The organism is Pseudomonas beijingensis, from assembly GCF_030687295.1.
GTDB classification, from domain to species: domain Bacteria; phylum Pseudomonadota; class Gammaproteobacteria; order Pseudomonadales; family Pseudomonadaceae; genus Aquipseudomonas; species Aquipseudomonas beijingensis.
Genome location: NZ_CP117425.1, coordinates 5,973,014 through 5,997,291, shown reverse-complemented (window position 1 = coordinate 5,997,291; position 24,278 = coordinate 5,973,014). Strand labels below are relative to the sequence as shown.

At 61.9% G+C, this 24,278-nt stretch carries 21 protein-coding genes, 2 pseudogenes and 1 riboswitch; of the genes and pseudogenes, 12 read left to right on the top strand and 11 right to left on the bottom strand.

What is annotated here, in order from left to right:
* Window positions 1-23 precede the first annotated feature (23 nt).
* Complete coding sequence (madL, locus tag PSH84_RS26670; RefSeq protein WP_122567376.1) at window positions 24-416, top strand: malonate transporter subunit MadL; 393 nt, start codon at window positions 24-26, stop codon at window positions 414-416.
* Window positions 417-421: 5 nt separating this feature from the next.
* Window positions 422-1,186 carry a malonate transporter subunit MadM gene (madM, locus tag PSH84_RS26665; protein ID WP_122567811.1) on the top strand — a complete coding sequence of 255 codons (765 nt, stop codon included), beginning with the start codon at window positions 422-424 and terminating at the stop codon, window positions 1,184-1,186.
* Window positions 1,187-1,298: 112 nt separating this feature from the next.
* Here madM and PSH84_RS26660 read toward each other — a convergent pair whose 3' ends face one another.
* A complete protein-coding gene (locus PSH84_RS26660) occupies window positions 1,299-2,213 on the bottom strand; it encodes a LysR family transcriptional regulator (protein WP_122567375.1) in 915 nt (304 codons plus the stop codon).
* 273 nt (window positions 2,214-2,486) lie between these two features.
* Between PSH84_RS26660 and trhA the strand changes: the two genes are divergently transcribed.
* A complete protein-coding gene (gene trhA, locus PSH84_RS26655; protein ID WP_305482030.1) occupies window positions 2,487-3,104 on the top strand; it encodes a PAQR family membrane homeostasis protein TrhA in 618 nt (205 codons plus the stop codon).
* A gap of 136 nt (window positions 3,105-3,240) precedes the next feature.
* Here trhA and PSH84_RS26650 read toward each other — a convergent pair whose 3' ends face one another.
* On the bottom strand, window positions 3,241-3,960 hold the full coding sequence (locus PSH84_RS26650; RefSeq protein WP_122567373.1) for a 16S rRNA (uracil(1498)-N(3))-methyltransferase: 720 nt from the start codon (window positions 3,958-3,960) through the stop codon (window positions 3,241-3,243).
* Between the two features lie 130 nt (window positions 3,961-4,090).
* Window positions 4,091-5,497: an adenosylmethionine--8-amino-7-oxononanoate transaminase gene (locus tag PSH84_RS26645; RefSeq protein ID WP_305482029.1), complete on the bottom strand. Its 1,407-nt coding sequence runs from the start codon at window positions 5,495-5,497 to the stop codon at window positions 4,091-4,093.
* A gap of 246 nt (window positions 5,498-5,743) precedes the next feature.
* On the opposite strand from PSH84_RS26645, the gene PSH84_RS26640 reads away from it, so the two are divergent.
* The 3 genes from PSH84_RS26640 (at window position 5,744) to PSH84_RS26630 (ending at window position 8,970) form a co-directional block, all read left to right on the top strand.
* On the top strand, window positions 5,744-7,501 hold the full coding sequence (locus tag PSH84_RS26640) for a flavin monoamine oxidase family protein (RefSeq protein WP_305482028.1): 1,758 nt from the start codon (window positions 5,744-5,746) through the stop codon (window positions 7,499-7,501).
* 288 nt (window positions 7,502-7,789) lie between these two features.
* Window positions 7,790-8,341, top strand: coding sequence for a cytochrome b (locus PSH84_RS26635; protein WP_060740229.1), 552 nt, complete (start codon window positions 7,790-7,792; stop codon window positions 8,339-8,341).
* Window positions 8,342-8,373: 32 nt separating this feature from the next.
* Complete coding sequence (locus PSH84_RS26630) at window positions 8,374-8,970, top strand: YceI family protein (protein WP_025215936.1); 597 nt, start codon at window positions 8,374-8,376, stop codon at window positions 8,968-8,970.
* Window positions 8,971-9,222: 252 nt separating this feature from the next.
* Here the strand turns inward: PSH84_RS26630 and rhlE2 are convergent, their stop codons facing one another.
* From rhlE2 to ahcY, 4 genes and pseudogenes are all read right to left on the bottom strand, one after another.
* Complete coding sequence (gene rhlE2 / locus PSH84_RS26625) at window positions 9,223-11,091, bottom strand: RNA helicase RhlE2 (RefSeq protein WP_092204931.1); 1,869 nt, start codon at window positions 11,089-11,091, stop codon at window positions 9,223-9,225.
* Between the two features lie 234 nt (window positions 11,092-11,325).
* Window positions 11,326-12,133: pseudogene (locus PSH84_RS26620) on the bottom strand (substrate-binding periplasmic protein); the annotation flags it as partial.
* 193 nt (window positions 12,134-12,326) lie between these two features.
* Entirely contained in the window at window positions 12,327-13,172 is an 846-nt protein-coding gene (metF, locus tag PSH84_RS26615) for a methylenetetrahydrofolate reductase [NAD(P)H] (RefSeq protein WP_305482024.1), read from the bottom strand.
* Window positions 13,173-13,352: 180 nt separating this feature from the next.
* The gene (ahcY, locus tag PSH84_RS26610) at window positions 13,353-14,762 is read right to left on the bottom strand and encodes an adenosylhomocysteinase (RefSeq protein ID WP_122566560.1); all 1,410 of its coding nucleotides are present in this window, start codon (window positions 14,760-14,762) and stop codon (window positions 13,353-13,355) included.
* Between the two features lie 23 nt (window positions 14,763-14,785).
* A riboswitch (S-adenosyl-L-homocysteine riboswitch) is annotated at window positions 14,786-14,892 on the bottom strand.
* Between the two features lie 191 nt (window positions 14,893-15,083).
* Between ahcY and PSH84_RS26605 the strand changes: the two genes are divergently transcribed.
* The gene (locus PSH84_RS26605) at window positions 15,084-15,485 is read left to right on the top strand and encodes an acyl-CoA thioesterase (protein ID WP_305482023.1); all 402 of its coding nucleotides are present in this window, start codon (window positions 15,084-15,086) and stop codon (window positions 15,483-15,485) included.
* A 250-nt stretch (window positions 15,486-15,735) separates the two neighbouring features.
* Window positions 15,736-16,620 (top strand): annotated as a pseudogene (locus tag PSH84_RS26600) (formate/nitrite transporter family protein).
* A 55-nt stretch (window positions 16,621-16,675) separates the two neighbouring features.
* Here the strand turns inward: PSH84_RS26600 and PSH84_RS26595 are convergent.
* Window positions 16,676-17,836: an MFS transporter gene (locus PSH84_RS26595; protein ID WP_305482021.1), complete on the bottom strand. Its 1,161-nt coding sequence runs from the start codon at window positions 17,834-17,836 to the stop codon at window positions 16,676-16,678.
* A gap of 209 nt (window positions 17,837-18,045) precedes the next feature.
* On the opposite strand from PSH84_RS26595, the gene PSH84_RS26590 reads away from it, so the two are divergent.
* Together PSH84_RS26590 and PSH84_RS26585 are read left to right on the top strand one after the other, a co-directional pair.
* The gene (locus PSH84_RS26590) at window positions 18,046-18,879 is read left to right on the top strand and encodes an EamA family transporter (protein WP_305482020.1); all 834 of its coding nucleotides are present in this window, start codon (window positions 18,046-18,048) and stop codon (window positions 18,877-18,879) included.
* Window positions 18,880-18,931: 52 nt separating this feature from the next.
* Window positions 18,932-19,315: an MAPEG family protein gene (locus tag PSH84_RS26585; RefSeq protein ID WP_122566564.1), complete on the top strand. Its 384-nt coding sequence runs from the start codon at window positions 18,932-18,934 to the stop codon at window positions 19,313-19,315.
* Between the two features lie 153 nt (window positions 19,316-19,468).
* Here the strand turns inward: PSH84_RS26585 and mltA are convergent, their stop codons facing one another.
* Entirely contained in the window at window positions 19,469-20,656 is a 1,188-nt protein-coding gene (gene mltA / locus PSH84_RS26580) for a murein transglycosylase A (RefSeq protein ID WP_305482019.1), read from the bottom strand.
* Window positions 20,657-20,781: 125 nt separating this feature from the next.
* On the opposite strand from mltA, the gene PSH84_RS26575 reads away from it, so the two are divergent.
* The gene (locus PSH84_RS26575) at window positions 20,782-21,231 is read left to right on the top strand and encodes a c-type cytochrome (protein WP_122566566.1); all 450 of its coding nucleotides are present in this window, start codon (window positions 20,782-20,784) and stop codon (window positions 21,229-21,231) included.
* A gap of 54 nt (window positions 21,232-21,285) precedes the next feature.
* Here the strand turns inward: PSH84_RS26575 and PSH84_RS26570 are convergent, their stop codons facing one another.
* Together PSH84_RS26570 and ligB are read right to left on the bottom strand one after the other, a co-directional pair.
* Entirely contained in the window at window positions 21,286-21,681 is a 396-nt protein-coding gene (locus tag PSH84_RS26570) for a DUF1090 domain-containing protein (protein ID WP_122566567.1), read from the bottom strand.
* A gap of 92 nt (window positions 21,682-21,773) precedes the next feature.
* A complete protein-coding gene (gene ligB, locus PSH84_RS26565; RefSeq protein WP_122566568.1) occupies window positions 21,774-23,447 on the bottom strand; it encodes an NAD-dependent DNA ligase LigB in 1,674 nt (557 codons plus the stop codon).
* Window positions 23,448-23,653: 206 nt separating this feature from the next.
* Here ligB and PSH84_RS26560 point away from each other — a divergent pair, with 206 nt between their 5' ends.
* Window positions 23,654-24,274 carry a LysE family translocator gene (locus PSH84_RS26560; protein WP_305482018.1) on the top strand — a complete coding sequence of 207 codons (621 nt, stop codon included), beginning with the start codon at window positions 23,654-23,656 and terminating at the stop codon, window positions 24,272-24,274.
* Window positions 24,275-24,278 lie beyond the last annotated feature (4 nt).

Genomic DNA, 24,278 nt, shown 5'->3' with positions numbered 1-24,278 from the left:
GATGCATTTTGAGGATTAAAACAATGATTATTTACGGTGTGGCGTTTCTGGCCTTTTGTACCCTGGCGGGTATTTTTATCGGCGAGCTGCTAGGCAAATTGATCGGCGTGCCGGCTAACGTCGGCGGCGTCGGCATTGCGATGCTGCTGTTGATCGGCCTGGGCAGTTACCTGAGCAAACGCGGCTTGTTCAAGGGCAAATCCGAGGCCGGCGTAGAGTTCTGGAGCGCGATCTACATCCCCATCGTGGTGGCGATGGCGGCGCAGCAAAATGTCTACGGTGCGCTCAAGGGCGGGCCGATGGCGATCCTGGCCGGGACCCTGGCGGTGGTGATTGCCTTTGCGTTGGTGCCGGTGCTGGTACGCATTGGCAACAAAGATCCTCAGGCCGATGTTTCCGTCAAGACGGTCGGGTGATTGCCATGTACGAATCCATGATGAAAGTCATCACCGGCTACGGCCTGATCAGCGGTTTTGCCATTGTCGGCATCACCATGTGGGTGTCCTACTGGATCAGCGACACGTTCACCAAAGGCCGCCTGCATGGTTCGGCCATCGCCATTCTGCTGGGGCTGGTGCTCTCCTACATCGGTGGGGCGATGACCGGCGGGCAGAAGGGCGTGGTGGACATCCCGCTGCTGTCCGGGATTGGTTTGCTGGGCGGTGCCATGCTGCGGGACTTCGCCATCGTCGCCACGGCGTTCGGCGTGAGTGTCGAGGAACTCAAACGCGCCGGCTTCGTCGGGGTGCTGGCGTTGTTCGTCGGCGTCGCTACGTCGTTCATTGCCGGCGTGGGCGTGGCGATGGCCTTCGGTTACACCGATGCGGTAAGCCTGACCACCATTGGCGCCGGGGCGGTGACCTACATCGTCGGGCCGGTGACCGGGGCGGCGATCGGGGCCAGTTCCGAGGTGATGGCCCTGTCCATTGCCGCCGGGTTGATCAAGGCGATCCTGGTGATGGTGGCGACGCCGTTCGTGGCGCCGTTGATTGGCCTCAATAACCCACGTAGCGCGGTGATTTTCGGTGGTTTGATGGGCACCTCCAGCGGCGTGGCCGGTGGGTTGGCGGCCACCGATCCGAAGCTGGTGCCGTATGGTTGCCTGACGGCGGCGTTTTATACAGCGCTGGGGTGCTTGTTGGGGCCTTCGTTGCTGTTTCTGATCATGCGGGGGTTGCTGGGGTAGGGCTTTCAATCCTCATTGAAAGTATTGGCGCCATCGCGAGCAAGCTCGTTCCCACAGTTGACCGCGTGTCCCTGTGGGAGCGAGCTTGCTCGCGATGGGGGATAACTGGGTTTCAAGCCTGGCGATTGGCATACATCCGGCACTCGGCCAACAGCGCCAGCAGGTTCGGATCCCGCTCCTTGGCCTTGAGGAACACCACGCCGATGTGCTGCTGCAGCCGGTACTTTTCCTGCAACGGGATCAGCTTCACCCGGTTTTCATACACCGCCGCAATCCGGCCCGGCAGCAAGGCATAACCCACCCCGGAGCTGACCATGCTCAGCAGGGTGAAGATGTCGTTGACCTGCATCGCCACCTTCGGCTCGAACCCCGCCTGCTTGAACACCCGGACGCCGTCCTGGTGCGTGGCGAAGCCCTGGGTCAGGGTGATGAACGTCTCGTCGCGGACTTCGGCCAGGTCGACTTCGCAGCGCTGGGCAAAGGGTGAGTCGGCTGGCGTGGCGAGGAAAATGTCATCGCAAAACAGCTCGATATGCTCGCAGTCCGGGTCGTTGACGCTGTCGTCCAGGGACACCAGGATCGCATCGACTTCCATGTTCTTGAGCTTGTACAGCAGGTCGATGTTGGAGCCCATGATCAGGTCGATATTGAGTTCGCTACGGCGGATCTTCAGGCCCATGATCAACTGCGGCACGGTCTTGACCGTCAGCGAATACAGCGAGCCGAGCTTGAAGCGCTCGGCGGAGAAACCGGCGGCTTCGCGGGTCAGGCGCACGCTATCGACCACGTCCTGGATCAGCTTCTGCGCACGCTCCTCCAGCACGTAAGCGCTTTCCAGCGGCGTGAGGTTGCGGCCTTCGTGCTTGAACAACGGGCAGCGCAGGGCGCTTTCCAGCGAGTGAATGGCCCGGTGCACACTGACGTTGCTGGTCTGCAACTCGGCCGCCGCCCGCGCCAGGTTGCCGGTGCGCATGAAGGCCAGGAACACCTCGAGTTTTTTCAGGGTCAATTCTTCGTCGATCAGCATGGGGCGGACTCTTATTCGTATGACCTGATTGTGCCCCAATAGGTCTTTGTGGCGAGGGGATTTATCCCCGCTGGGCTGCGAAGCGGCCCCAATACACCTAAATGCGTTCAGCCTGACACGCCGAGGTGACAAGATTTGGGGCTGCTGCGCAGCCCAGCGGGGATAAATCCCCTCGCCACAAGGTATGTCTCCAGGTTTGAAAAGCAAACCATTGCACTTTCAATCGCCAGGCCTGAGCCTTGGCACCTGTTTCTAAATGTGAGGTGGTATTGGATGTATCACGGGGAACGACTCAACGCCTGGACGCACCTGGTGGGGGCGGTGGCGGCGTTTATCGGCGCGGTGTGGTTGCTGGTAATCGCCGGGATGGCGGGCGATCCGTGGAAGATCGTCAGCGTGGCGATCTACGGGTTCACCTTGTTGGCGCTGTACAGCGCTTCGACGGTCTATCACAGCGTGCGCGGGCGCAAAAAAGAAATCATGCAGAAGGTCGATCACTTTTCGATCTACCTGTTGATCGCGGGCAGCTATACCCCGTTCTGCCTGGTGACCCTGCGCGGGCCTTGGGGCTGGACGTTGTTCGGGATCGTCTGGGGACTGGCGGTGATTGGTATCTTGCAGGAAATCAAGCCGCGTTCCGAAGCGCGGATCCTGTCGATCGTGATCTATGCGGTGATGGGCTGGATCGTGCTGGTGGCGGTCAAGCCCCTGCTCGCGGCCTTGGGCAGCACCGGGTTCGCCTGGCTGGCCTCGGGCGGCGTGTTGTACACCGTCGGCATTATCTTCTTCGCCCTCGACCACCGGTTGCGCCACGCCCATGGTATCTGGCACTTGTTTGTCATGGCCGGCAGTCTGTTGCACTTCGTGGCGATTCTGTTCTATGTGCTCTGACGCCTGAACACCGTTGATCCATTGTGGGAGCGAGCTTGCTCGCGATTGCGGTGCATCAGCTTGCATCCATGCTGAATGTTGAACCGCAATCGCGAGCAAGCTCGCTCCCACATTGATCTTCAGTGGGCGCAGGAAACTAGAAATCCCCCCACAACTGCTGCGCCACCGCCAACGCCACCACCGGCGCGGTTTCGGTGCGCAGCACACGGGGGCCGAGGCGGGCGGCGTGGTAGCCGGCGGTTTTGGCCTGCTCGACCTCGGCCTCCGACAACCCACCTTCGGGGCCGATCAGGAACGCCAGGGTCGACGGCCTGGCATGGCTGACCAGCGGCTCGGCCACCGGATGCAGCACCAGCTTCAGTTCGGCCTCGGCCTGCTTCAACCAATCGGCCAGCAGCAGCGGCGGGTGGATCACCGGCACGGTGGAGCGCCCGCACTGTTCGCAGGCGCTGATCGCCACCTGGCGCCAGTGCAGCAGGCGTTTGTCGGCGCGTTCGTCCTTGAGGCGTACTTCGCAGCGTTCGCTGAAAATCGGTGTGATCTCGCTGACCCCCAGCTCCGTGGCTTTCTGGATCGCCCAATCCATGCGCTCGCCCCGGGACAGGCCCTGGCCGAGGTGAATGCGCAGCGGCGATTCAGATTGGCCGGCGAACTGCTCGTCCAGTTGTACCCGCACGCGCTTCTTGCCGACTTCGGCCAAGGTGCCGCGAAACTCTTGGCCGGAACCGTCGAACACCTGCACCGCATCGCCCTCGGCCATGCGCAGCACCCGGCCGATGTAATGGGCCTGGGCTTCAGGCAGTTCATGGTCGCCGAGGCCCAGGGGGGCGTCGATGAAGAAGCGGGACAGTCTCATGTGGAGTCTCTGCAAGAAAAAATGATCGTGGTTGAAGCTCGCGGCCTCATCGCGGGCAAGCCTTGCTCCCACAGTGGGCTCGCACTTCTCTGTGGGAGCAAGGCTTGCCCGCGATGGCGGTCGCCCAGGCTCAGCCCGGGTCGCGATAGCCCGGGTGAAAGTCCTTCGGCACCGACACGCTGACCTTGTCCCGAGTGGCGATGTCGATGCCTTCGCTGGCCACTTCTGCGAGGAAATCGATCTGCTCAGGGGTGATGACATACGGCGGCAGGAAATACACCACGCTGCCCAGCGGCCGCAACAATGCACCGCGCTCCAGGGCATGCTGGAATACCGCCAGGCCACGCCGTTCCTGCCACGGGTACGCGGTTTTGCTGGCCTTGTCCTTGACCATTTCAATGGCCAGCACCATGCCGGTCTGGCGCACTTCGGCGACGTTCGGGTGATCGGCCAGGTGCGCGGTGGCGCTCGCCATGCGCTGGGCCAAGGCCAGGTTGCTGTCGATGACGTTGTCTTCTTCGAAGATATCCAGCGTCGCCAGGGCCGCCGCGCAGGCCAGCGGGTTGCCGGTGTAGCTGTGGGAATGCAGGAAGGCGCGCAGGGTCGGGTAGTCGTCGTAGAACGCGCTGTAGACCTCGTCGGTGGTCACGCACGCCGCCAGCGGCAGGTAGCCGCCGGTCAGGGCCTTGGACAGGCAGAGAAAGTCCGGGGTGATGCCGGCCTGCTCACAGGCGAACATTGTCCCGGTGCGGCCGAAGCCAACGGCAATTTCATCGTGGATCAGGTGCACGCCATAGCGGTCGCAGGCTTCGCGCAATAATTTCAGGTACACCGGGTGGTACATGCGCATGCCGCCAGCGCCCTGGATCAGCGGCTCGACGATCACCGCCGCCACTGTGTCGTGGTGCTCGGCGAGGGTCTGCTCCATAGCGGCGAACATATTGCGCGAATGTTCTTCCCAGCCCATGCCTTCGGGGCGGTGGTAGCAGTCGGGGCTCGGCACCTTGATCGTGTCCAGCAACAGCGCCTTGTAGGTTTCAGTGAACAACGGCACATCGCCCACCGACATCGCTGCGATGGTTTCGCCGTGGTAACTGTTGCTCAGGGTGACGAAGCGCTTCTTGTCCGGCCGGCCGCGATTGATCCAGTAATGGAAGCTCATCTTCATCGCCACTTCGATGCAGGACGAGCCGTTATCGGCGTAGAAGCATCGAGTCAGGCCCTCGGGCGTCATCTTCACCAGGCGCTCGGACAGTTCGATCACCGGTTGATGGCTGAAGCCGGCGAGAATCACATGCTCCAATTGATCGACCTGGTCCTTGATGCGCTGGTTGATGCGCGGATTGGCGTGGCCGAACACATTGACCCACCAGGAACTGACGGCATCGAGGTAGCGCTTGCCTTCGAAATCTTCCAGCCACACGCCTTCACCGCGCTTGATGGGGATCAGCGGTAGCTGTTCGTGGTCTTTCATCTGGGTGCAGGGATGCCACAGCACCGCGAGGTCGCGTTGCATCCACTGGTTATTCAGGCCCATTTACAGTCTCCTCGAGGCGGCTCGCGGCGGGCGCGGGCAAAACAATCGCGCAAGCCTATGCAATGGCGGCCCTGGGGACAACCCATTGTGTCATTGGCGCTACTTTGAGTGAGGCGATAGACGTCGCTGGCGGCGTTATGATGGCTGTCGTATTCTTCGCCGTTCCCTGAGCATACTTGCTCGAAAAACCGCGAGCCGCCTGGCTCGAAAGCTGAAATTTCCTACGTTTAATCCGGAGTTCGTTGAATGTCTGCTGGTTGGCTGCGCGCCTGTGCGCTGGTAATGATAGGGCTGTTCAGCGTTTCGGCGCTGGCCAAGGACAAACAACCGACGGCCATCGTCATCGGCGGCGGCCTGGCGGGGCTCACCGCGGCCTATGAGTTGCAGAACAAAGGCTGGGCCGTGACGCTGCTGGAAGCCAAGCCGAGCCTGGGCGGTCGCTCGGGCATGGCCACCAGCGAATGGATCGGCAACGAGAAGACTCAGCCGGTGCTGAACAAGTACGTCTCCACCTTCAAGCTGAGCACCACGCCGGCTCCGGAATTCGTGCGCACCCCCAGCTACCTGATCGACGGCACCTACTTTACCGCCGCCGACCTGGCGACCAAGCAGCCGGCCACCGCCGAAGCCCTCAAGCGCTACGAAACCACCCTGGATGATCTGGCGCGCTCCATCGAAGACCCGCAAAACCCGGCGGCCAACAACACGTTGCACGCGTTGGACCAGATCACCGTGTCCAACTGGCTCGATCGCCTGCAACTGCCGGCCACGGCGCGTCAGTTGGTGAACCAGGAAATCCGTACCCGTTATGACGAACCTTCGCGCCTGTCGCTGCTGTATTTCGCCCAGCAGAACCGCGTTTATCGCGGCGTGTCCGACCGCGACCTGCGGGCCTCGCGCCTGCTCGGCGGCAGTCCGGTGCTGGCCCAGGCGTTCGTCAAACAACTGAAGACCATCAAGACCAACTCGCCGGTGTCGGCCATCTCCCAGGACAAGGACGGCGTGACCGTGAAGGTCGGCAGCGTTGGCTACCAGGCTGACTATGTGGTGCTGGCGGTGCCGTTGCGGGCGCTGAACAAGATCCAGCTGACCCCAGCCCTGGATGCCCAGCATCAAGGCGCGATCAAGGGTACCAACTACGGCTGGCGCGACCAGATCATGCTCAAGTTCAAGACCCCGGTCTGGGACAGCAAGGCGCGCATGTCGGGCGAGATCTACAGCAACACCGGCCTGGGCATGATGTGGATCGAGCCGGCCATGAAGGGCGGCGCCAACGTGGTCATCAACCTGTCCGGCGACAACGCCCGGGTGATGCAAGCCTTCGGCGACAAGCAGATGGTCGATCAGGTGCTGATCCGCCTGCACGCGTTTTATCCACAGGCCCGTGGCGCGTTCACCGGCTATGAGATCCGCCGCTACAGTACCGACCCATCCATGGGCGGCGCGTACCTGGCCTTTGGCCCGGGCCAGATCAGCAAGTACTGGCGCCTGTGGGAAAAGCCATTGCAACGCGTAGCCTTTGCCGGCGAGCACACCGACACCTTGTATCCGGGCACTCTGGAAGGTGCGTTGCGCAGCGGCCAGCGGGCAGCCAGCCAGGTTGAAGACCTGGCGGCCGGCAAGTCGTTTGAACCGGCCAAGGTGGCTCCGGCGGCCACAGCGGCAGCGGCCGGTGCGGTGGCCGCGAAGAAGGGCAACTTCTTCAGCAACCTGTTTGGCGGTTCGGATGACGACAAGAAGCCGGAGCCGGTGAAGGCGCCAGAGCCGGTAGCACCTGCTCCCGTGCCGGCCCCCGCCCCAGCGCCGGCCCCGGTGGAGCCTCCCGCGCCAGCCCCGGCGAAGGTTGAGCCGGCCAAGAAAGCCGCGACCAAACCAGCGCCGAAAAAACCAGCCGCCAAGGCCCCGGCTAAAAAAGCGCCGGTGAAGAAAGCTACGCCGGCGAAGAAACCGGCGGCCAAGCCGGCAGCGACAACGCCGACAGCGACTGAGACCAAGGCTCAGTAAGGCTCGGTGACAGAAAAAAGCGCGGCATGTCAGCCGCGCTTTTTTTTGCTTGAGCCACTATCGCGGGCAAGCTCGCTCCCACAGGGATTGCGCTCGGCCAGTGTGGGAGCGAGCTTGCTCGCGATGAGGCCCGTCCTGATATCACGCATTGTATTGGCTTTAATCTTTCCTTAACCCACCCCCTCCAGACTCAAGATCGTATTTCTCGATATTTCAAAGCGAAATTTTCCGCTTTAAATCGATAGATAACTCGCTAGTCTTGATCGCAGTTTTTACAGGATATGAGCAATGCAGCTTCGCAACTCTTCTTCTCGCTATGGCTGGGTCAGTATCGCTGTGCACTGGGGCGTTGCGCTGGTGGTGTACGGGCTGTTCGCCCTGGGCCTGTGGATGGTCGGCCTGGATTACTACAGCACCTGGCGCAAAGATGCGCCGGACCTGCACAAGAGCATTGGCCTGGTGCTGCTGGCGGTCATGTTGCTGCGGGTGATCTGGCGGTTTGTCAGCCCGCCACCACCGACCCTGCCAACCTATGGCCGCCTGACCCGCGTCGGCGCCAAGCTTGGCCATAGCGCACTGTATCTCGGGTTGTTCGCCGTGATGATTGCCGGTTACCTGATTTCCACCGCAGACGGTGTCGGGATTCCGGTGTTTGGCCTGTTTGAAGTACCCGCGCTGGTGTCCGGACTGCCCGATCAGGCAGACGTCGCCGGTGAGATTCACTTCTACCTGGCATGGGCGCTGGTGATTTTTTCCGGCCTTCATGCGTTGGCAGCATTGAAACACCACTTTATCGACCGTGACGCGACCCTCAAGCGAATGCTGGGGCGCCAAGCCTGATGTTCAACCTCGACTCCAAAGGAATAGAAAGCATGTTGAAAAAGACGCTCGCCGCCCTGGCAATTGGTTCTGCCCTGCTGTCGGCCGGTCAGGCCATGGCTGCCGACTACGTCGTCGACAAGGAAGGCCAGCACGCCTTCGTCGACTTCAAGATCAGCCACCTGGGCTATAGCTACATCACCGGTACCTTCAAGGACATCGACGGCAAGTTCAGCTTCGACGCCGCCAAGCCTGAAGCCAGCAAGATCGAGTTCAACGTGAATACCGCCAGTGTGTTCACCAATCACGCCGAGCGCGACAAGCACATCGCCAGCGCTGATTTCCTGAACGCCAGCAAATTCGGCAAGGCCACCTTCGTTTCCACCAGCGTCAAATCCACCGGCAAAAACGCCGATGGCAAGGAAACCGCCGATGTGACCGGTGACCTGACCCTGCTGGGCGTGACCAAGCCGGTTGTGGTCAAGGCCACCTTCCTGGGTGAAGGCAAGGATCCATGGGGCGGCTACCGTGCGGGCTTCGAAGGCACCACCAGCATCAAGCGTTCGGACTTCGGCAAGCAGAAAGACCTGGGTCCAACCTCCGATGCGGTCGAACTGTACGTCTCGTTTGAAGGTGTCAAAGCGAAGTAACCTTCGCGCCTGACAAAAAGCGCCCCTGGTCTTGCGATCAGGGGCGTTTTTTATTGCCACATGAAAATCGAATAAACAGCGCAGGACTTCTGTGGGAGCGGGCTTGCTCGCGAATGCGGTGGGTCAGTCGATAAAATATTGCCTGATAGAACGCATTCGCGAGCAAGCCCGCTCCCACATTTGGAATTGTGTAGGACCAAAAAAATGCCCCAGGTCGCGAGACCTGGGGCTTTTTTTACGGCTTGGAAAAACTCAGCGATTGCGCGTCAGCAATGCCGGTTTTTCGCCCCGTGGGCGGCTTGGCAGTTGATCCAGCTGCTCAGGCGTCGGGAAGCGATCGGCTTTCGATTCCTTGTGCATGATCTTCGGCTGGTTGCTGCGCGGGTTCTGCACGGCGGGTTCCTGGCGAGGCTGGTCGTCACGGGCCGGACGGCGCGGGCGGGTGTCGTCGCGACGGGCCTGGCCGTCACGCGGGGCGCCGTTGCGTGGGCCGCTGCGCTTGGCCGGCGGGGTGCCGGTGGACGAGCCGTTGCTGTTGCGCGGACCGTTCTGGCGGCCTTGTGGCTGGCCACTGCGCGGAGCGCCTGCACCGGCGCCCTGTGCCGGGGCACCTGGGCGACGACCGCGGCCCTGGGCCGGTTTCTGCTGCGGCACGTAGTCGACGCGGTTACCGAAGTTGTCTACGTCGTCGTCCAGGAACTCGTCTGGAGCACGATCGGCTGCGGCGCGCGGGGCCGGGCGCTGCTGCTCACGGGCCGGGGTGCCTTCGCGGGGCTTCTGCTCGCGGGCAGGGCGTTCGCCGCGGCCATTGCTGTTGCTGGCCGATTTTTCCTTGCCCTTGTCCTTGCCTTTGTCTTTGCGACCGCCGCCACCACCACCGCCGTTCGGGCCGTCACCGCGTGGGCCACGGGCATTGCGCGGATTGCGCACATCCGGACGTTCGCGTACTTCAGGCTTCTCGGCCTCGATGGTGCTGGCATCGAAGCCCATCAGGTCGCCGTCGGCAATTTTCTGCTTGGTCATGCGCTCGATGCTTTTGAGCAGCTTTTCTTCGTCCGGCGCGACCAGCGAGATCGCTTCGCCCGAACGACCGGCCCGGCCGGTACGGCCGATACGGTGAACGTAATCTTCATCAACGTTCGGCAACTCGAAGTTGACCACGTGGGGCAACTGGTCGATGTCCAGGCCACGGGCGGCGATGTCGGTGGCCACGAGGATGCGCACTTCGCCGGCCTTGAAATCGGCCAGGGCCTTGGTACGGGCGTTCTGGCTCTTGTTGCCGTGGATCGCCACGGCTGGCAGGCCATGCTTGTCCAAGTACTCGGCCAGGCGATTGGCGCCGTGCTTGGTACGGGTGAACACCAGGACCTGTTCCCAGGCGCCAGCGGTGATCAGGTGCGCCAGCAAGGCACGCTTGTGGCTGGCCGCCAGGCGGAACACACGCTGTTCGATACGCTCGACCGTGGTGTTCGGCGGCGTGACTTCGATGCGCTCCGGGTTGTGCAGCAGCTTGCCGGCCAGGTCGGTGATGTCCTTGGAGAACGTCGCCGAAAACAGCAGGTTCTGGCGCTTGGCGGGCAGGCGGGCGAGAACTTTCTTCACGTCATGGACGAAGCCCATGTCGAGCATGCGGTCGGCTTCGTCCAGCACGAGGATTTCAACGTGGGACAAGTCGACGCTGCCCTGGCCGGCCAGGTCAAGCAAGCGACCGGGGCAGGCCACCAGTACATCGACGCCACGGGACATGGCCTGGACCTGGGGGTTCATGCCGACGCCGCCAAAAATGCAGGCGCTGACGAACTTCAGGTCGCGAGCGTAGACCTTGAAGCTCTCGTGTACCTGGGCCGCCAGTTCGCGGGTAGGGGTCAGGACCAGTACGCGCGGTTGGCGCGGGCCATGACGCTGGGATTTGTCTGGGTGACCGTTGGGAAACAACCGCTCCAGAATCGGAAGGGCGAAACCGCCGGTTTTACCAGTACCTGTCTGCGCCGCGACCATCAGGTCGCGACCTTGCAACACGGCGGGAATGGCCCGCTGTTGCACCGGGGTAGGCTGGGTATAGCCGGCGGCTTCGATGGCGCCGACTAAAGCCTCGGAGAGACCGAGGGAAGCAAAGGACATGAGTAATCCTGTTTTAGTGAGGGCCTGGCCCAATGGGATAGTCTTGCCGGGCGCGAATGACGCTCAACCAAAAGACGTCATCCCGTCCGGTCCTGCCGGGCCTCGAGGGCGGGTCCGGACAAGGCTCGCGCGGGCTGTAGGCTGCGCTGTAGCGGTGTCGGGATGCCTTTTGCAAGACCGGGCGTCCGGGCGTGAGCCTGGCGGGAAGGCCGGAGTATAACAGAGCAAACGCCCCGCGCCGCTTTCCTGCTGCTCAACGGTTTATTTCAGCGCTGGCCCGGCTGGGCGAGGAGGCCTTGGTCATCGGACCTGCGCCGTAGCGGGCGCTCAGTTCTGCATAGGCCGGTTCGCGCTTGAAACGCTTGAGTTCGGCACTGAAGCGTTGCACCAGCAAATCCATCCCGGCATTGCGCCGCACCGCCAGGTATTGGCTTTGACGGCTTATCACCGTCGGGTTTTCGGTAATCTGGTCGCCCAACTGCATATGTTCGAGCACATGCCGGCCGACCCTGCGGTCGGTGATGAGCAGGTCGATCCGACCCAGTTGCAACTTACCGAAATTGGCTTCGTGGGTGGGCGCCGTTTCCCGTTTGAACAGGGTCGATTCACTGAAGGCCTGGCTGTACAGGTAACCGGGCGAGGTGCCGACGGTCAGGCCGCCCAGGTCGTCGAGCGTGCGAAAAGGATGGGGGCGGGCGTTGGCGTAGAACATCACGAATTCCACGTCCGACAGCGGTTCGCTGGGGTAAAGCAACAGGGCATCGCGCTCATCGCTGTGGAAAATGTCCAGCGCACCGTCCGCCAAGCCCTGTTCCAGCATCGCCAGGCAACGCTTCCAGGGCAGGAACTGCCATTCCACGTCGATGCCCAGGCGCTTGAACACAATGGCCGTGGTTTCGTAGTCCAGGCCGAGCATTTTGCCGTTCTCTTCGTAGACATAAGGTGCCCAGGGTTCGGTGACAATGCGCAACTTCTCGGCCTGGGCGGTCACGCTCAGGCACAAGAGAAGAAGGGCGGTTAGCAACTGGACAATGGCGGGCATGGGCCTGAGGTTACGACGAGAGCTCATCAAATAGCTAGAGCGCTCTGGCCTGCGCCTTGATTGCCTTTTGTGCTCATGGATGGCCTCGCGGTGTTCACCCGATGCAAACGCATTTGCTTAAGGCAGGCGCCCACCGAATGAAAAAAGGCCTTGGTTTTCGCCAAGGCCTCTTTTTACCACTGCGTTAAGTCAATCAACGCGGCAGCTTGAGGTTTTTCCATACCGCGAGGCTGGGCTCGGCCTGGTTAAGGGTATAGAAATGCAGCCCCGGTGCACCGCCTTGCAGCAACCGCTCACACATTTGTGTGATGACTTCCTCGCCGAAGCTTTGGATGCTCGCGGAGTCATCGCCATAGGCTTCCAGTTGCTTGCGGATCCAGCGTGGGATTTCTGCACCGCATGCGTCGGAGAAGCGCGCCAGCTTGCTGTAGTTGGTGATCGGCATGATGCCCGGCACGACAGGAATGTCGACGCCCAGCTTGCGGATACGTTCGACGAAGTAGAAATAACTGTCGGCGTTGAAGAAGTACTGGGTAATCGCGCTGCTGGCGCCAGCGTTGGCCTTGCGCACGAAATTGCGCAGATCGTCTTCGAAGTTGCGTGCTTGCGGGTGCATTTCCGGATACGCCGCCACTTCGATGTGGAAGTGTTCGCCGGTTTCTTCACGAATGAAGCTCACCAGTTCGTTGGCGTGGCGCAGCTCACCGCTGGCCATGCCCATGCCCGAGGGCAGGTCGCCACGCAGGGCAACGATGCGCTTGATGCCAGCGGCCTTGTATTGGGACAGCAGGCTGCGCAGGTCGTCCTTGCTGTCGCCGACGCAGGACAGGTGCGGCGCGGCCGGGATTTTGACTTCGCTTTCGAGCTGCAACACGGTGTTCAGGGTGCGGTCACGGGTAGAACCGCCGGCGCCATAGGTGCAGGAGAAGAAGTCGGGGTTGTAGCTGGCCAACTGGCGGGCAGTGGCGATCAGTTTTTCATGCCCAGCATCGGTCTTCGTCGGGAAGAACTCGAAGCTGTAGCGACGGTCTTGGGACATGGTCGTATCCTTGGAAACTCGTAAGCCGGAGAGGCCTGCATATCCCTTGTGGGAGCGGGTTTATGTGGGAGCGAGCTTGCTCGCGATTGGCATCGCCTCGGTCCGATAGCTGGACCGAGGTGTCTGCATCGCGAGCAAGCTTTGCTCCCACAGGCCCGCTTCCAAAGGGAAGGGCGCCGATCAGTAGCGGTAAGCGTGCGGCTTGAACGGGCCTTCGACGGTGACGCCGATGTAGTCAGCCTGTTGCTTGGTCAGTTGGGTGACCACGCCGCCGAAACCGCGAACCATTTCCAGGGCCACTTCTTCGTCGAGTTTCTTGGGCAGTACTTCCACGGTCAGGCGCTCGGCTTTCTGGGCCGGCGACAGGTCGGCGTACTTCTGGCCGAACAGGAAGATCTGGGCCAGGACCTGGTTGGCGAACGAACCGTCCATGATGCGGCTTGGGTGACCGGTGGCGTTGCCCAGGTTGACCAGGCGACCTTCGGCCAGCAGGATCAGGTAGTCGTCGTTCTGTGGGTCGAAGCTGCCAGTGCCGGTGCGGTGAACCTTGTGCACCTGTGGCTTCACTTCTTCCCATGCCCAGTTCTTGCGCATGAAAGCAGTGTCGATTTCATTGTCGAAGTGACCGATGTTGCAGACAACGGCGCGCTTCTTCAGGGCCTTGAGCATGTTGGCATCGCAGACGTTGACGTTGCCGGTGGTGGTCACGATCAGGTCGATCTTGCCCAGCAGGGCCTTGTCGATGCTGGCTTCGGTGCCGTCGTTGATCCCGTCGATGAACGGCGAAACCAGCTCGAAACCGTCCATGCAAGCCTGCATGGCACAAATCGGATCGACTTCGGAAACCTTGACGATCATGCCTTCCTGACGCAGGGACTGGGACGAACCCTTGCCCACGTCACCGTAGCCGATCACCAGCGCTTGCTTGCCCGACAACAGGTGGTCGGTGCCGCGCTTGATGGCGTCGTTGAGGCTGTGACGGCAGCCGTACTTGTTGTCGTTCTTGCTCTTGGTCACCGAGTCGTTGACGTTGATGGCCGGGATTTTCAGCTCGCCCTTGGCCAGCATGTCCAGCAGGCGGTGTACGCCGGTGGTGGTTTCTTCGGTCACGCCGTGGACCTTGTCCAGCACGGCCGGGTATTTCTTGTGCAGCAGCTCGGTCAGGTCACCGCCGTCGTCGAGGATCATGTTGGTGTCCCATGGCTGGCCATCCTTGAGGATGGTCTGCTCCAGGCACCACTCGTACTCTTGTTCGGTCTCGCCTTTCCAGGCGAAAACCGGGATGCCGGCAGCGGCGATGGCGGCAGCGGCCTGGTCCTGGGTCGAGAAGATGTTGCAGGACGACCAGCGGACTTCGGCGCCCAGGGCAACCAGGGTTTCGATCAGCACGGCGGTCTGGATGGTCATGTGGATGCAGCCGAGGATTTTTGCGCCCTTCAATGGCTGTTCGCCAGAGTACTTGCGACGCAGGCCCATCAAGGCTGGCATTTCGGATTCGGCGATGATGATTTCGCGACGGCCCCAGGCAGCCAGGGACATGTCGGCGACTTTGTAGTCGGTAAAAGCGGCAGGCGTGATAACAGCGCTCATGAAGAGCCTCCATTCGTAATGTATGCGAATGGGCGCCGTTGTGCGTTTAGTGTCCGTGCGGGCAGGCCCGTACAAACAACGCCCCATCCGAGCCTGACAGGTCGAGCCTGCTGCAGCGCCCCTCGGACAGGTGGCGGGAACGGTCCAAAGGGTGGACCGGTAAAGCGGTGGCGATTATAACGGGCTAATCGGATCTTCCAAAAGGGTTTCTGTCGGGCAAATCGAAATTGCCGATGACAGTTATAGGGGCAGCGACATAGAGCCTGTCCGCCCGGTCTGCCATGATGCTGCAATCCATTGGCCAGACGCTCAGGAGTGATCATGAATTTCCACACCCGCAAATGGGTCAAGCCCGAAGACCTCAACCCCAACGGCACGCTGTTCGGCGGCAGCCTGTTGCGCTGGATCGACGAAGAAGCGGCGATCTACGCCATCGTCCAGCTTGGCAACCAGCGCGTGGTCACCAAGTACATCTCGGAAATCAATTTCGTCAGCGCTTCGCGCCAGGGCGACATCATCGAGCTGGGCATTACCGCCACCGAGTTTGGCCGCACCTCCATCACCCTGACCTGCGAGGTGCGCAACAAAATCACCCGCAAAAGCATCTTGACCGTGGAGAAGATGGTCTTCGTCAACCTTGGCGAAGACGGCCTGCCCGCGCCTCATGGGCGGACCGAGATCACCTACGTCAAGGATCAGTTCAAGGACGATGTCGTCGCGTGAGATCGGCGGCGCGCTCATCGCGAGCAAGCTCGCTCCTACAGGGGTTCTGGGCCGGTCACAGGATAAGCGTCCACCACCAATCCCCTGTGGGAGCGAGCTTGCTCGCGATGACGATTGCGCATCCAGCATCGATGCAAACTGACCCACCGCTATCGCGAGCAAGCTCGCGCCCACATTTGAGTGGGGTCCCACTGAACAGCTCCGAACGCCGCGTGTCGTAGGTACATCACGCCACCGGTTCAGGAGCTGTATGGACACCCACGAAGAAGGCAAGACCCCTGATCTTTCGGCGCAGGAACAGCACGAAGTCGACCGTAACCAGCCACCGCGGGCCGCAGTGCTGCATGAAATCATCCGCACCCAGGGCAACCAGGAACTGGAGCGCAGTATCGCCGCGCTCTGGTGGTCGGCCCTGGCGGCGGGGTTGACCATGGGCCTGTCGCTGATGGCGATGGGCTTGCTCAGCTCCCGGCTGCCGGATCACGAGGGCTTCAAGGTGATCGCCAGTTTCGGTTACTGCGCCGGCTTTCTCGCGGTGATCCTGGCCCGCCAGCAACTGTTCACCGAAAACACCCTGACCGCCGTGCTGCCGATCATGAGCAAACCCACGCTGGGCAACTTCGGTCGGTTGCTACGGCTTTGGGGGGTGTGGTGTTGGTGGGCAACCTGTGTGGCACCTTGCTGGTGGCCTACGTGATGTTGCACCTGCCGATTTTCGACCCGCGCACCGACCAGGCTTTCCTGGAGATCGGCCGCAAGGTCATGGAGAACGACACCGGCCAGATGTTCGCCAAAGGCATCATTTCCCGGCTGGATGATCGCCACCATGGTCTGGATGATCCCCTCCATGGAAAGCGCCAAGATGTGGATCATCATTCTGATCACCTACCTCATGGCGCTTGGGGATTTCACCCACATCGTCGTCGGCTCGGCCGAAGTGTCCTACCTGGTGTTTGCCGGCCAGTTGTCCTGGGAGGATTTCTGGATGGTCTTCGCCGGGCCGACATTGGCAGGCAACATCGTCGGCGGGAGTTTTATCTTCGCTTTGATCAGCCATGCGCAGATCCGCAGTGAAGTTGGCCTGCCCAAAGACAAACCCTCAGCTACGACAGCGCGGCGCAACGACTCGGAGTAGGCACAAACCTGATGTCAGGCGCCCCGTTCACGGGCAGGGCCGACGTCCCAGGCCCTCAAACAACGACTGCTGCCAAGCGTCGTTGGCGATGAATAAAGAACAAGGCGGTCAATACCGTGAGGCCGCCGACCGCTGCTCCGGTCCACGGTAGATCCGCCAGGTCGGCACCACTGGCCACCACCAATCCACCCATCCAGGCCCCGGCCGCGTTGCCCAGATTGAATGCGCTCTGGTTGAGCGTGGAGCCGAGGTTCGGTGCTTCATGGGCCTGGTCGATGATCAGCAGTTGCAGGATTGGGCACAGGGCGAAGGCGAAGATGCCCCACAGCACCAGGGTGATCGCCGCCGGGATCACCGACCGGCTGGTCTGGCTGAACGCGGCCAGCACCAGCACCACGGCCAAGGCCATGCCCACCAGCGCAGGCAGCAGGCGCCGGTCCGCCAGGCGCCCGCCGAGGAAACTGCCCGCCGTCAGACCGACGCCGAACAGCAGCAACATGACGGTGATGCCGTGGGGGCTGACACCGGTGATGTCCTGCAGGATCGGCGCGATGTAGGTGAACACGCTGAACAAACTGGTGGAGGCCAGCACGCTCATGCCCAGGGCGAGCAATACGTTGACCTTGCCCAGGACCTTGAACTCGCTGGCCAGGTTGGCTTTGTCCATGGGGATTTCCTTGGGCAGCCAGACCCATTGGGCGATGGCGGCGATCACGCCGATGATCGAGACCGCCCAGAAGGTCGAGCGCCAGCCGGCGTATTGACCCAGGGCCGTGCCCAACGGGACGCCCAGCACGTTCGCCAGGGTCAGGCCGGTGAACATCATGGCAATCGCCTGGGCTCGTTTGTTTGGCGCCACCAACCCGGCTGCCACCACCGAACCAATGCCAAAGAACGCTCCGTGGCACAGTGCGGTGATGACCCGGGCGGCCATCAGCGTGGTGTAGTTCGGCGCCAGGGCGCAGAGCACATTGCCAAGAATGAACATCAAGGTCATGCCCAATAGCGTGGCCTTGCGCGGCATGTTGGCGGTGCCGATCGCCAGGATCGGCGCGCCGAACACCACGCCCAGGGCGTAGCCGGTGATCAGCAGCCCGGCCTGGGGAATGCTCACGGCCAGGTCCCGGGCGACATCGGGCAACAGGCCCATGATGACGAATTCAGTCGTGCCGATGCCAAAAGCGGCAACGGCCAAAGCAAGCAAGGCGAGTGGCATGCGCAAGGTCTCTGTCTGTAGTCTTGACGCCCGGATCAGGCATACGCATGCCGGCGCCCCGGTTCGAGTGAACGGGACAACAGCGAAATTATTGGAATTGGCTTTATGCGCAACTGAGTGCGGCGTGATCGGCTTGCAGTATAAACGATAGCGAATCAATTCATGAGTCCCGCTGATCGTAGGAGCGGGAGCCAGACAAGGAGCGTGCCGTGCTTGCGACGGCTTTGGTGTTGGTAGCGGCGCTGTTGCATGCGGCGTGGAATACGCTGATCAAGTTCAGCGGCGAACGTTTGCTGGTGGTGGCGTGCATGGACAGTGTCGCCTTGCTGGTCGTCGCATTGGCCCTGGGTTTCGTGGCATGGCCGCCGTTGGAAATCTGGCCGTGGATCCTGGCGTCGGCGGCGTTCGAGCTGTTGTACCGCTATTTGCTGATCCAGGCTTATCGGGTCGGTGACCTGGGGTTGGTCTATCCACTGATGCGTGGCCTGTCGCCGCTGGTGGTGCTGGCCCTGACGTTTGTTTTCGCCGGTGAAGCGCTGACGACCCAGCAGGTCATCGGTATTTTGCTGATCCCGTTCGGCATGCTTTGCCTGTTGTGGCAGGGCGGTGGCGGTGACCGGCTGCCCTGGTCGATGTTGCCGGTGGTGGCGTTGATCGGCCTGTGCATCGGTTGCTACACCTTTATCGACGGCCACGCCCTGCGGCGTTGGTCCCAGCCGCTGGACTACCTGGTCTGGGTCACGCTGCTCAGTGCCTGGCCGTTCCCATTGCTGGCGCTGGTGAGCAAACGGCCGGCGTTCATGCGATTCTGGCGCGAACAATGGCGGCTGGGGTTGGCGGTCGGATTCTGCGTATTGTTCAGCTACGCTCTGGTGCTGTGGGCCATGCAACTGGGCTCGATTGCCGAAGCGGCGGCGCTGCGGGAGATCAGCGTGATCCTGGTGGTGCTGTTCGGCATGCGTTACTTGAAAGAACCTTTCGGTTTGCCGCGGCTCTTAGCCTGCGGGCTGGTGTTGGTTGGCATGCTGGTGATGAAGTTCTGACCGATATGGCTGACGTTCGATTTTCTATAAAACTCAAAAAAGGAAGTGCGGTATGACGGTTGCCCTGTGGTGTGTATTGATTGCTTTTCTCCTGCCTTACTTGTGTATCGGGATCGCCAAGGCCGGTGGGAAATACCGGTTGCAGGATAACCACGACCCCCGGGATTTTCTCGACTCGCTCGAAGGCGCTCCCCGACGTGCCTTCGCCGCGCAACTGAACAGTTTTGAAATCAGCCCGTTCTTTGCCGCCGCCGTGATCGTCGCGCACCTGGCCGGCAATGCCGAGCTGGTGACTATCAACGTGTTGGCGGTGCTGTTCATCACCAGCCGTCTGCTCTACATCATTTGTTATCTGGCGGACTGGGCGATTCTGCGTTCGCTGGTGTGGTTCGTGGGGGTGGGGTTGGTCTTGAGTTTCTTTTTCGTTTCGGTCTGAGCCTGGTTCCTGAGTCCCGGTGTCTGTGCTGGCCCCATCGTGAGCAAGCTCGCTCCCACAGTTGATCTCAGTGAATACATATTTCGTGTACACACCCGATCCAATGTGGGAGCGAGCTTGCTCGCGATGAGGCCGGGACAATCACCCCATCCCTCAAGGATTGGCGGTCACCGCGTTCGCCACCTGCGGCACCGACGGCAGCGCCATGCCCTTGGGCCAGAGCATCCAGATTTGTCCCTGTTGCTTCATGTCCCCGGCCAACTGTCCGGCGGCTTCGCCGGTGCCCCAGAACAGGTCCGCCCGCACTTCGCCGGTAATTGCACCGCCAGTGTCCTGGGCGGCGACGGGCCGGTTCAAGGTGCTGCCATCGGGGCGAGTGGTGGATAGCCACAACAGGCTGCCCAGCGGAATCACCTTGCGGTCCACCGCCACGCTGTAGCCGGCGGTCAGCGGTACATTCAACGAGCCTCGCGGGCCTTCGTTGCTGTCGGGGTTGCGGTTGAAGAAGACGTAGCTGGGGTTGCTGCCGAGCAATTCGGGAATGCGGTTCGGGTTGGCCTTGGCCCAGGCACTGATGGTGCCCATGGTCACGTCTTCTTTTTTCAGTTCGCCTTGTTCGACCAGCCAGCGTCCGATGGGGCGGTAAGGATGGCCGTTCTGGTCGGCATAGCCGATGCGCAGTTGGCGGCCATCAGCCAGTTGAATGCGTCCCGAACCCTGGATTTGCAGGAATTGCAGGTTCATGGGGTCGGTCAGCCAGGCAATGACCGGTGCCTTTACGCCATTGGTTTCGATGGTGGCCGCATCGTCGTACGGCTTGAGCACGCGACCTTCGAGGCGGCCGCGCAGGCGTTTGCCCTTGAGCTCAGGGTAGAGGCTGTCCAGCGACACGATGATCATGTCCTCCGGTACGCCGTACACCGGGATATTCGCTGTGGCGGTCTGGGTGAGGCTGCCGGGGTAGACCGGCTCGTAATAGCCGGTAATCAGGCCGTTGGGGCTGTTGTCCCCCGAGCGCAGGCCATACACGTCCAGGTTCTGTTTCAGGAAGTTGCGTACAGCCACGGCGGTTTGTGGCACTTTGGCCGCTGTTGCACAGGTCGGGCCCCAGGTCGCATCGGCCTTGAGCCGGGTGCATGCGCTGCGCCAGGAACCGAAACCGGCCAGCAGGTCTGCATCGGACACCGCAGGCAGCGCCTCCCAGGGTGCGCTGACATAGGTGGCGAGGGCGTGGGTCTGCGGTTCCTCGACCTTTTCGCCGCGATTACAACCGGCCAACAGGGCGATCAGCGGTAGGGTCAATGCCAGGCCTTTGTGCCAGGGCTTGATGCGGCTGTTCATGAAGATTTCCTTTGCAGCCATTCGAGCGCTGTCAGGCGCTCGAACAACCCGTATTGTTGATAGGGGCATTGGTCTTTACCGATGACCCGAGGATACTAACCGCCGTTCCCTGCCCCGAGGCCAAGATGTTTGTAAAACGATTTTCCATGGCCGTGCTGGCCTGCCTGATGTTGTCCGCCTGTGGCGGCGTCGATCCCAATTCTCCCCTGGGCCAGCGCAAGGCGATCTTCAAGCAGATGCTCAAGACCAACGAAGAACTGGGTGGCATGTTGCGCGGCCGCGTGCCGTTTGACGGCGCACGTTTCGCCGAGGGCGCGGCGCAACTGGACCAATTGTCCCATGAACCGTGGAAGCACTTTCCACAAGTACGCGAGCAAGACCACACCAGCGCCCGGGATGAGGTCTGGCAAAAACAGGCGCGCTTCCAGGAGCTGGCCCGCAGCCTTGAAGCCGCCACCGGTGAATTGCTGATCGTCAGCAAGATCCAGCCCTACAGGGCCAGCAACCTGGGGCCGGCGGTGCAGAAGGTCGAAGATGCGTGCAGTGCCTGTCATAAAGAATTTCGGGATTATTGATTTTGAAGCAGCTGCAAGCTGCAAGTGTGGAGCTTTGAACTTGCAGCTAGAAACCTATTTATCCAACTCATCCACCGCTTCCTGCAGCTCCTTGCGAGAGGCCGCCAGCTTGTCCTTGCGTTTGTTGATCCGCTCGGCGTCGCCTTTCTTCATGGCCTTTTCCAGGTCGGCCTGACGCCGGCTGACCTCGTGCTTGGCATCGAGCACCTTGTTTTCACGCTCCTTGCGCAAGGACGCATCGGTGCAATGGGTGGTGACTTCACTCAATGCGGTTTCCAGGCCTGCCTGCTGGTCCTGGTTGCCACGGGACTTGGCCAGTTCGATCTGGTTGATGATGCCCTGGCGCTTGGCCGCGCAGCCGGTGAGCTCCGGGGTCTGCTCGTCCGCCATCAAAGGGGCGGCCATGGCGCTGCACAAGAGCATCAGGGCAGCGGGGGACAGGAAATTCATAGCAACTCCGTAAAAAAATCGCGAGCGGTCGGTAACAGATGCGCTGTTGGAACGCATCTTCGCCCCTTGGGTTCAACTACACGGGCCCCGGATTAAAAACCGTCGATCCCGGCGGTGCGTAATTCGTCACTCAAGGCCAGTACCTGCGGGTCGCGAAAAAAGGCGCTCAATTGCGCCGCGCGTCCCGGTCCGATGCCGGCTTCGGCTTGCCATTGTTCGGTACTGCGTTCAGCCAGCCCTTGCCACGGCCCTTCCAGCCGGGCCTCACCGATGGGCGGCAGGCCCAAGGCCTTGAGCCATTGCCCGAAAGGGCGTTGCCGGGCGCTGTCGAGGCTGGCGAGCAGGCGCGCGCTACTGCGTTCGCCGAAGCCGTCAATGTTAGCAAGCTCGGCGGCATCGAGGGTCAACCAATCCAACAATCCGTGGAGCCGACCGGCAGCCAGGAGTTTTTCCCAGGTGCCGGGGCCGACATGGGGCAGGGCGAGCCCGTGCTTGCCGCTGAGCCAGTTCAGGCGTGCGAGGAATTGGCTTTCACAGCCCGGCGTCGCTTGCCAGCAACTCAAGAAGTGATGATCGCTCGCTGCGGGGGCATTGACCTCCTGGCGCTCAAGGCTGCGCAGCACCACCTCGTCGAGTCGCGGAATGGTCAGCCCGGCCAGGCTGATGGCGACCCGATCGCCGGGACGGATGTCCATCGCCTCCCAGCGCTTGAGTGAACTGACGCTCACCCGGCGAATCCACCGGTCGTCGAGCAGGGTTGGTTCAAGTTCCAACACCGGGGTGATGCGCCCGGTACGCCCGACCTTGAAGCGCACCTTGCGTACTTCGGCCAGGGCCTTGGCATATGGGTATTTCCAGGCCACGCTCCAGAACGGCGCCTTGGCTTGCCAACGGTCGGCGGATGGACGGCGGCTCTGGCGCAGGACGATCCCGTCACTGGCGAAGGGCAGCGGCGTGCGATACCAGTGGTCGCGCCACCGCTCGGCATCGCTCAGCGCCCGGACAGGCTGGTTGTAGTCGCGGGTGTCGGCGAAACCCAGCGCGCTCAGCGCGACCATCCGCTCGGGCAGGGTGCTGGGCCCTTCAGGCCAGTCCCAGACAAACAGGCCGATGGATGACGCCTCCTGCGCCGTCAAATTGCTACGCGCCATCAAGCCCGCCACGGTTGCGCGGGCGTTCAGACTGCCGCGGCTGGCTTGGACATGGCCGTCCAGGCGCCAGTACAGCTCGCCCTGAACGACCAGGTCCACGGGCTGGCGCAGTCGCTGTGCGATGGCGTCGATCTTGTGCGCATTGGCGGTCCAGTCATGCCCCAGGACGCCATCGCCGCGGCTGATTGCTTGATGCAAGCGGCCCTTGCGGTAAACCAGGGAGACCGCCACGCCATCGACTTTCGGCTGCGCCCAGACGTCCTCTCGACCGAGCAGCCAGGCCCCCGCGGCGTCGACGTCCTTGAGTTTTTCCAGGCCGGTATGGACGACGGGGTGCGTCACCTTTCCGCCCGCCGAGCGCAGGGGATCGTCGGGCGCCGCAAGATTGAAGCAACTGCGCCATAGGCTCAGCTGTGTGCGGAATTGATCATAAAGCTCATCGGCCACCAGCGACTGGCCGAGGCGGTGGTAACGGTCATCCCAGGTGTCGATTTGCTGTTGCAGCGCGGCGATCTCGGCCCGGGCCCGTTCAGCGGGCCAGTCGGGGCAGGGCGCGGCGACCGCGGGGAGGGCAATGAAGACGAGGCAGGCGAGGGCATACAGGATCGGTGGCATCGAGGCATCCTTGCTCGGTTGAGTCCCTGAAGGCTAGTCAGCGTCCCAGCTGTTGCGAGGGCCGGAGCGTTACCGGGTTTTGCGGCGCCTGATGGCAAACTCGCGGCGGTACAGTCCCGCGCGATTTAGCCGCGCAACTGTCCCTTGAACCGAGCAATGACCGGTGCAGAATGAGCCTTCGATCCACCTCTGCCTGGAGCGCCCGAATGGACCTGCCGACACTCGCTGTTTTCATTCCGGCCTGCTTTGCGCTGAACATGGCGCCGGGGCCGAACAACCTGCTCTCCATCAGTAACGCCTCGCGTTATGGCTTCGTCCGGGCGTGCAGCGGCGGCATCGGTCGGTTGCTGGCGTTTGCGATCATGATCGCCCTGGCCGCGGTGGGGCTCACCGCCGTGCTGCACACCTCGGAGCTGCTGTTCCTGGGGATCAAGCTCGTCGGTGCCGGGTACCTGTTCTATTTGGCCGTGCAGTTGTGGCGGGCCCAGCCCGAGGCCGACAGCGAGGCCGGACGCGTATCGATGAGCCGGGCCGGCCTGGCGCGCCAGGAGTTCCTGGTGGCTATTGGTAATCCGAAGGCGATTTTGTTGTTCACTGCGTTCCTGCCGCAATTCGTCGACCGTACAGGCACCGTCACCCAACAGTTCGCCGTGCTGGGCGGCTTGTTCCTGGCGCTGGAATGCATCGCCATCGGCTTGTATTGCTACATGGGGATTTATGCGCGGCGGCTGTTCGCGCGGCCCAGTGGTAAGCGTTTGTTCAACCGGATGTGTGCGGGGTTGCTGGCCAGTGCGGCTTCGTTTTTGCTGGTGGCACGGCGATCTTGAGCTT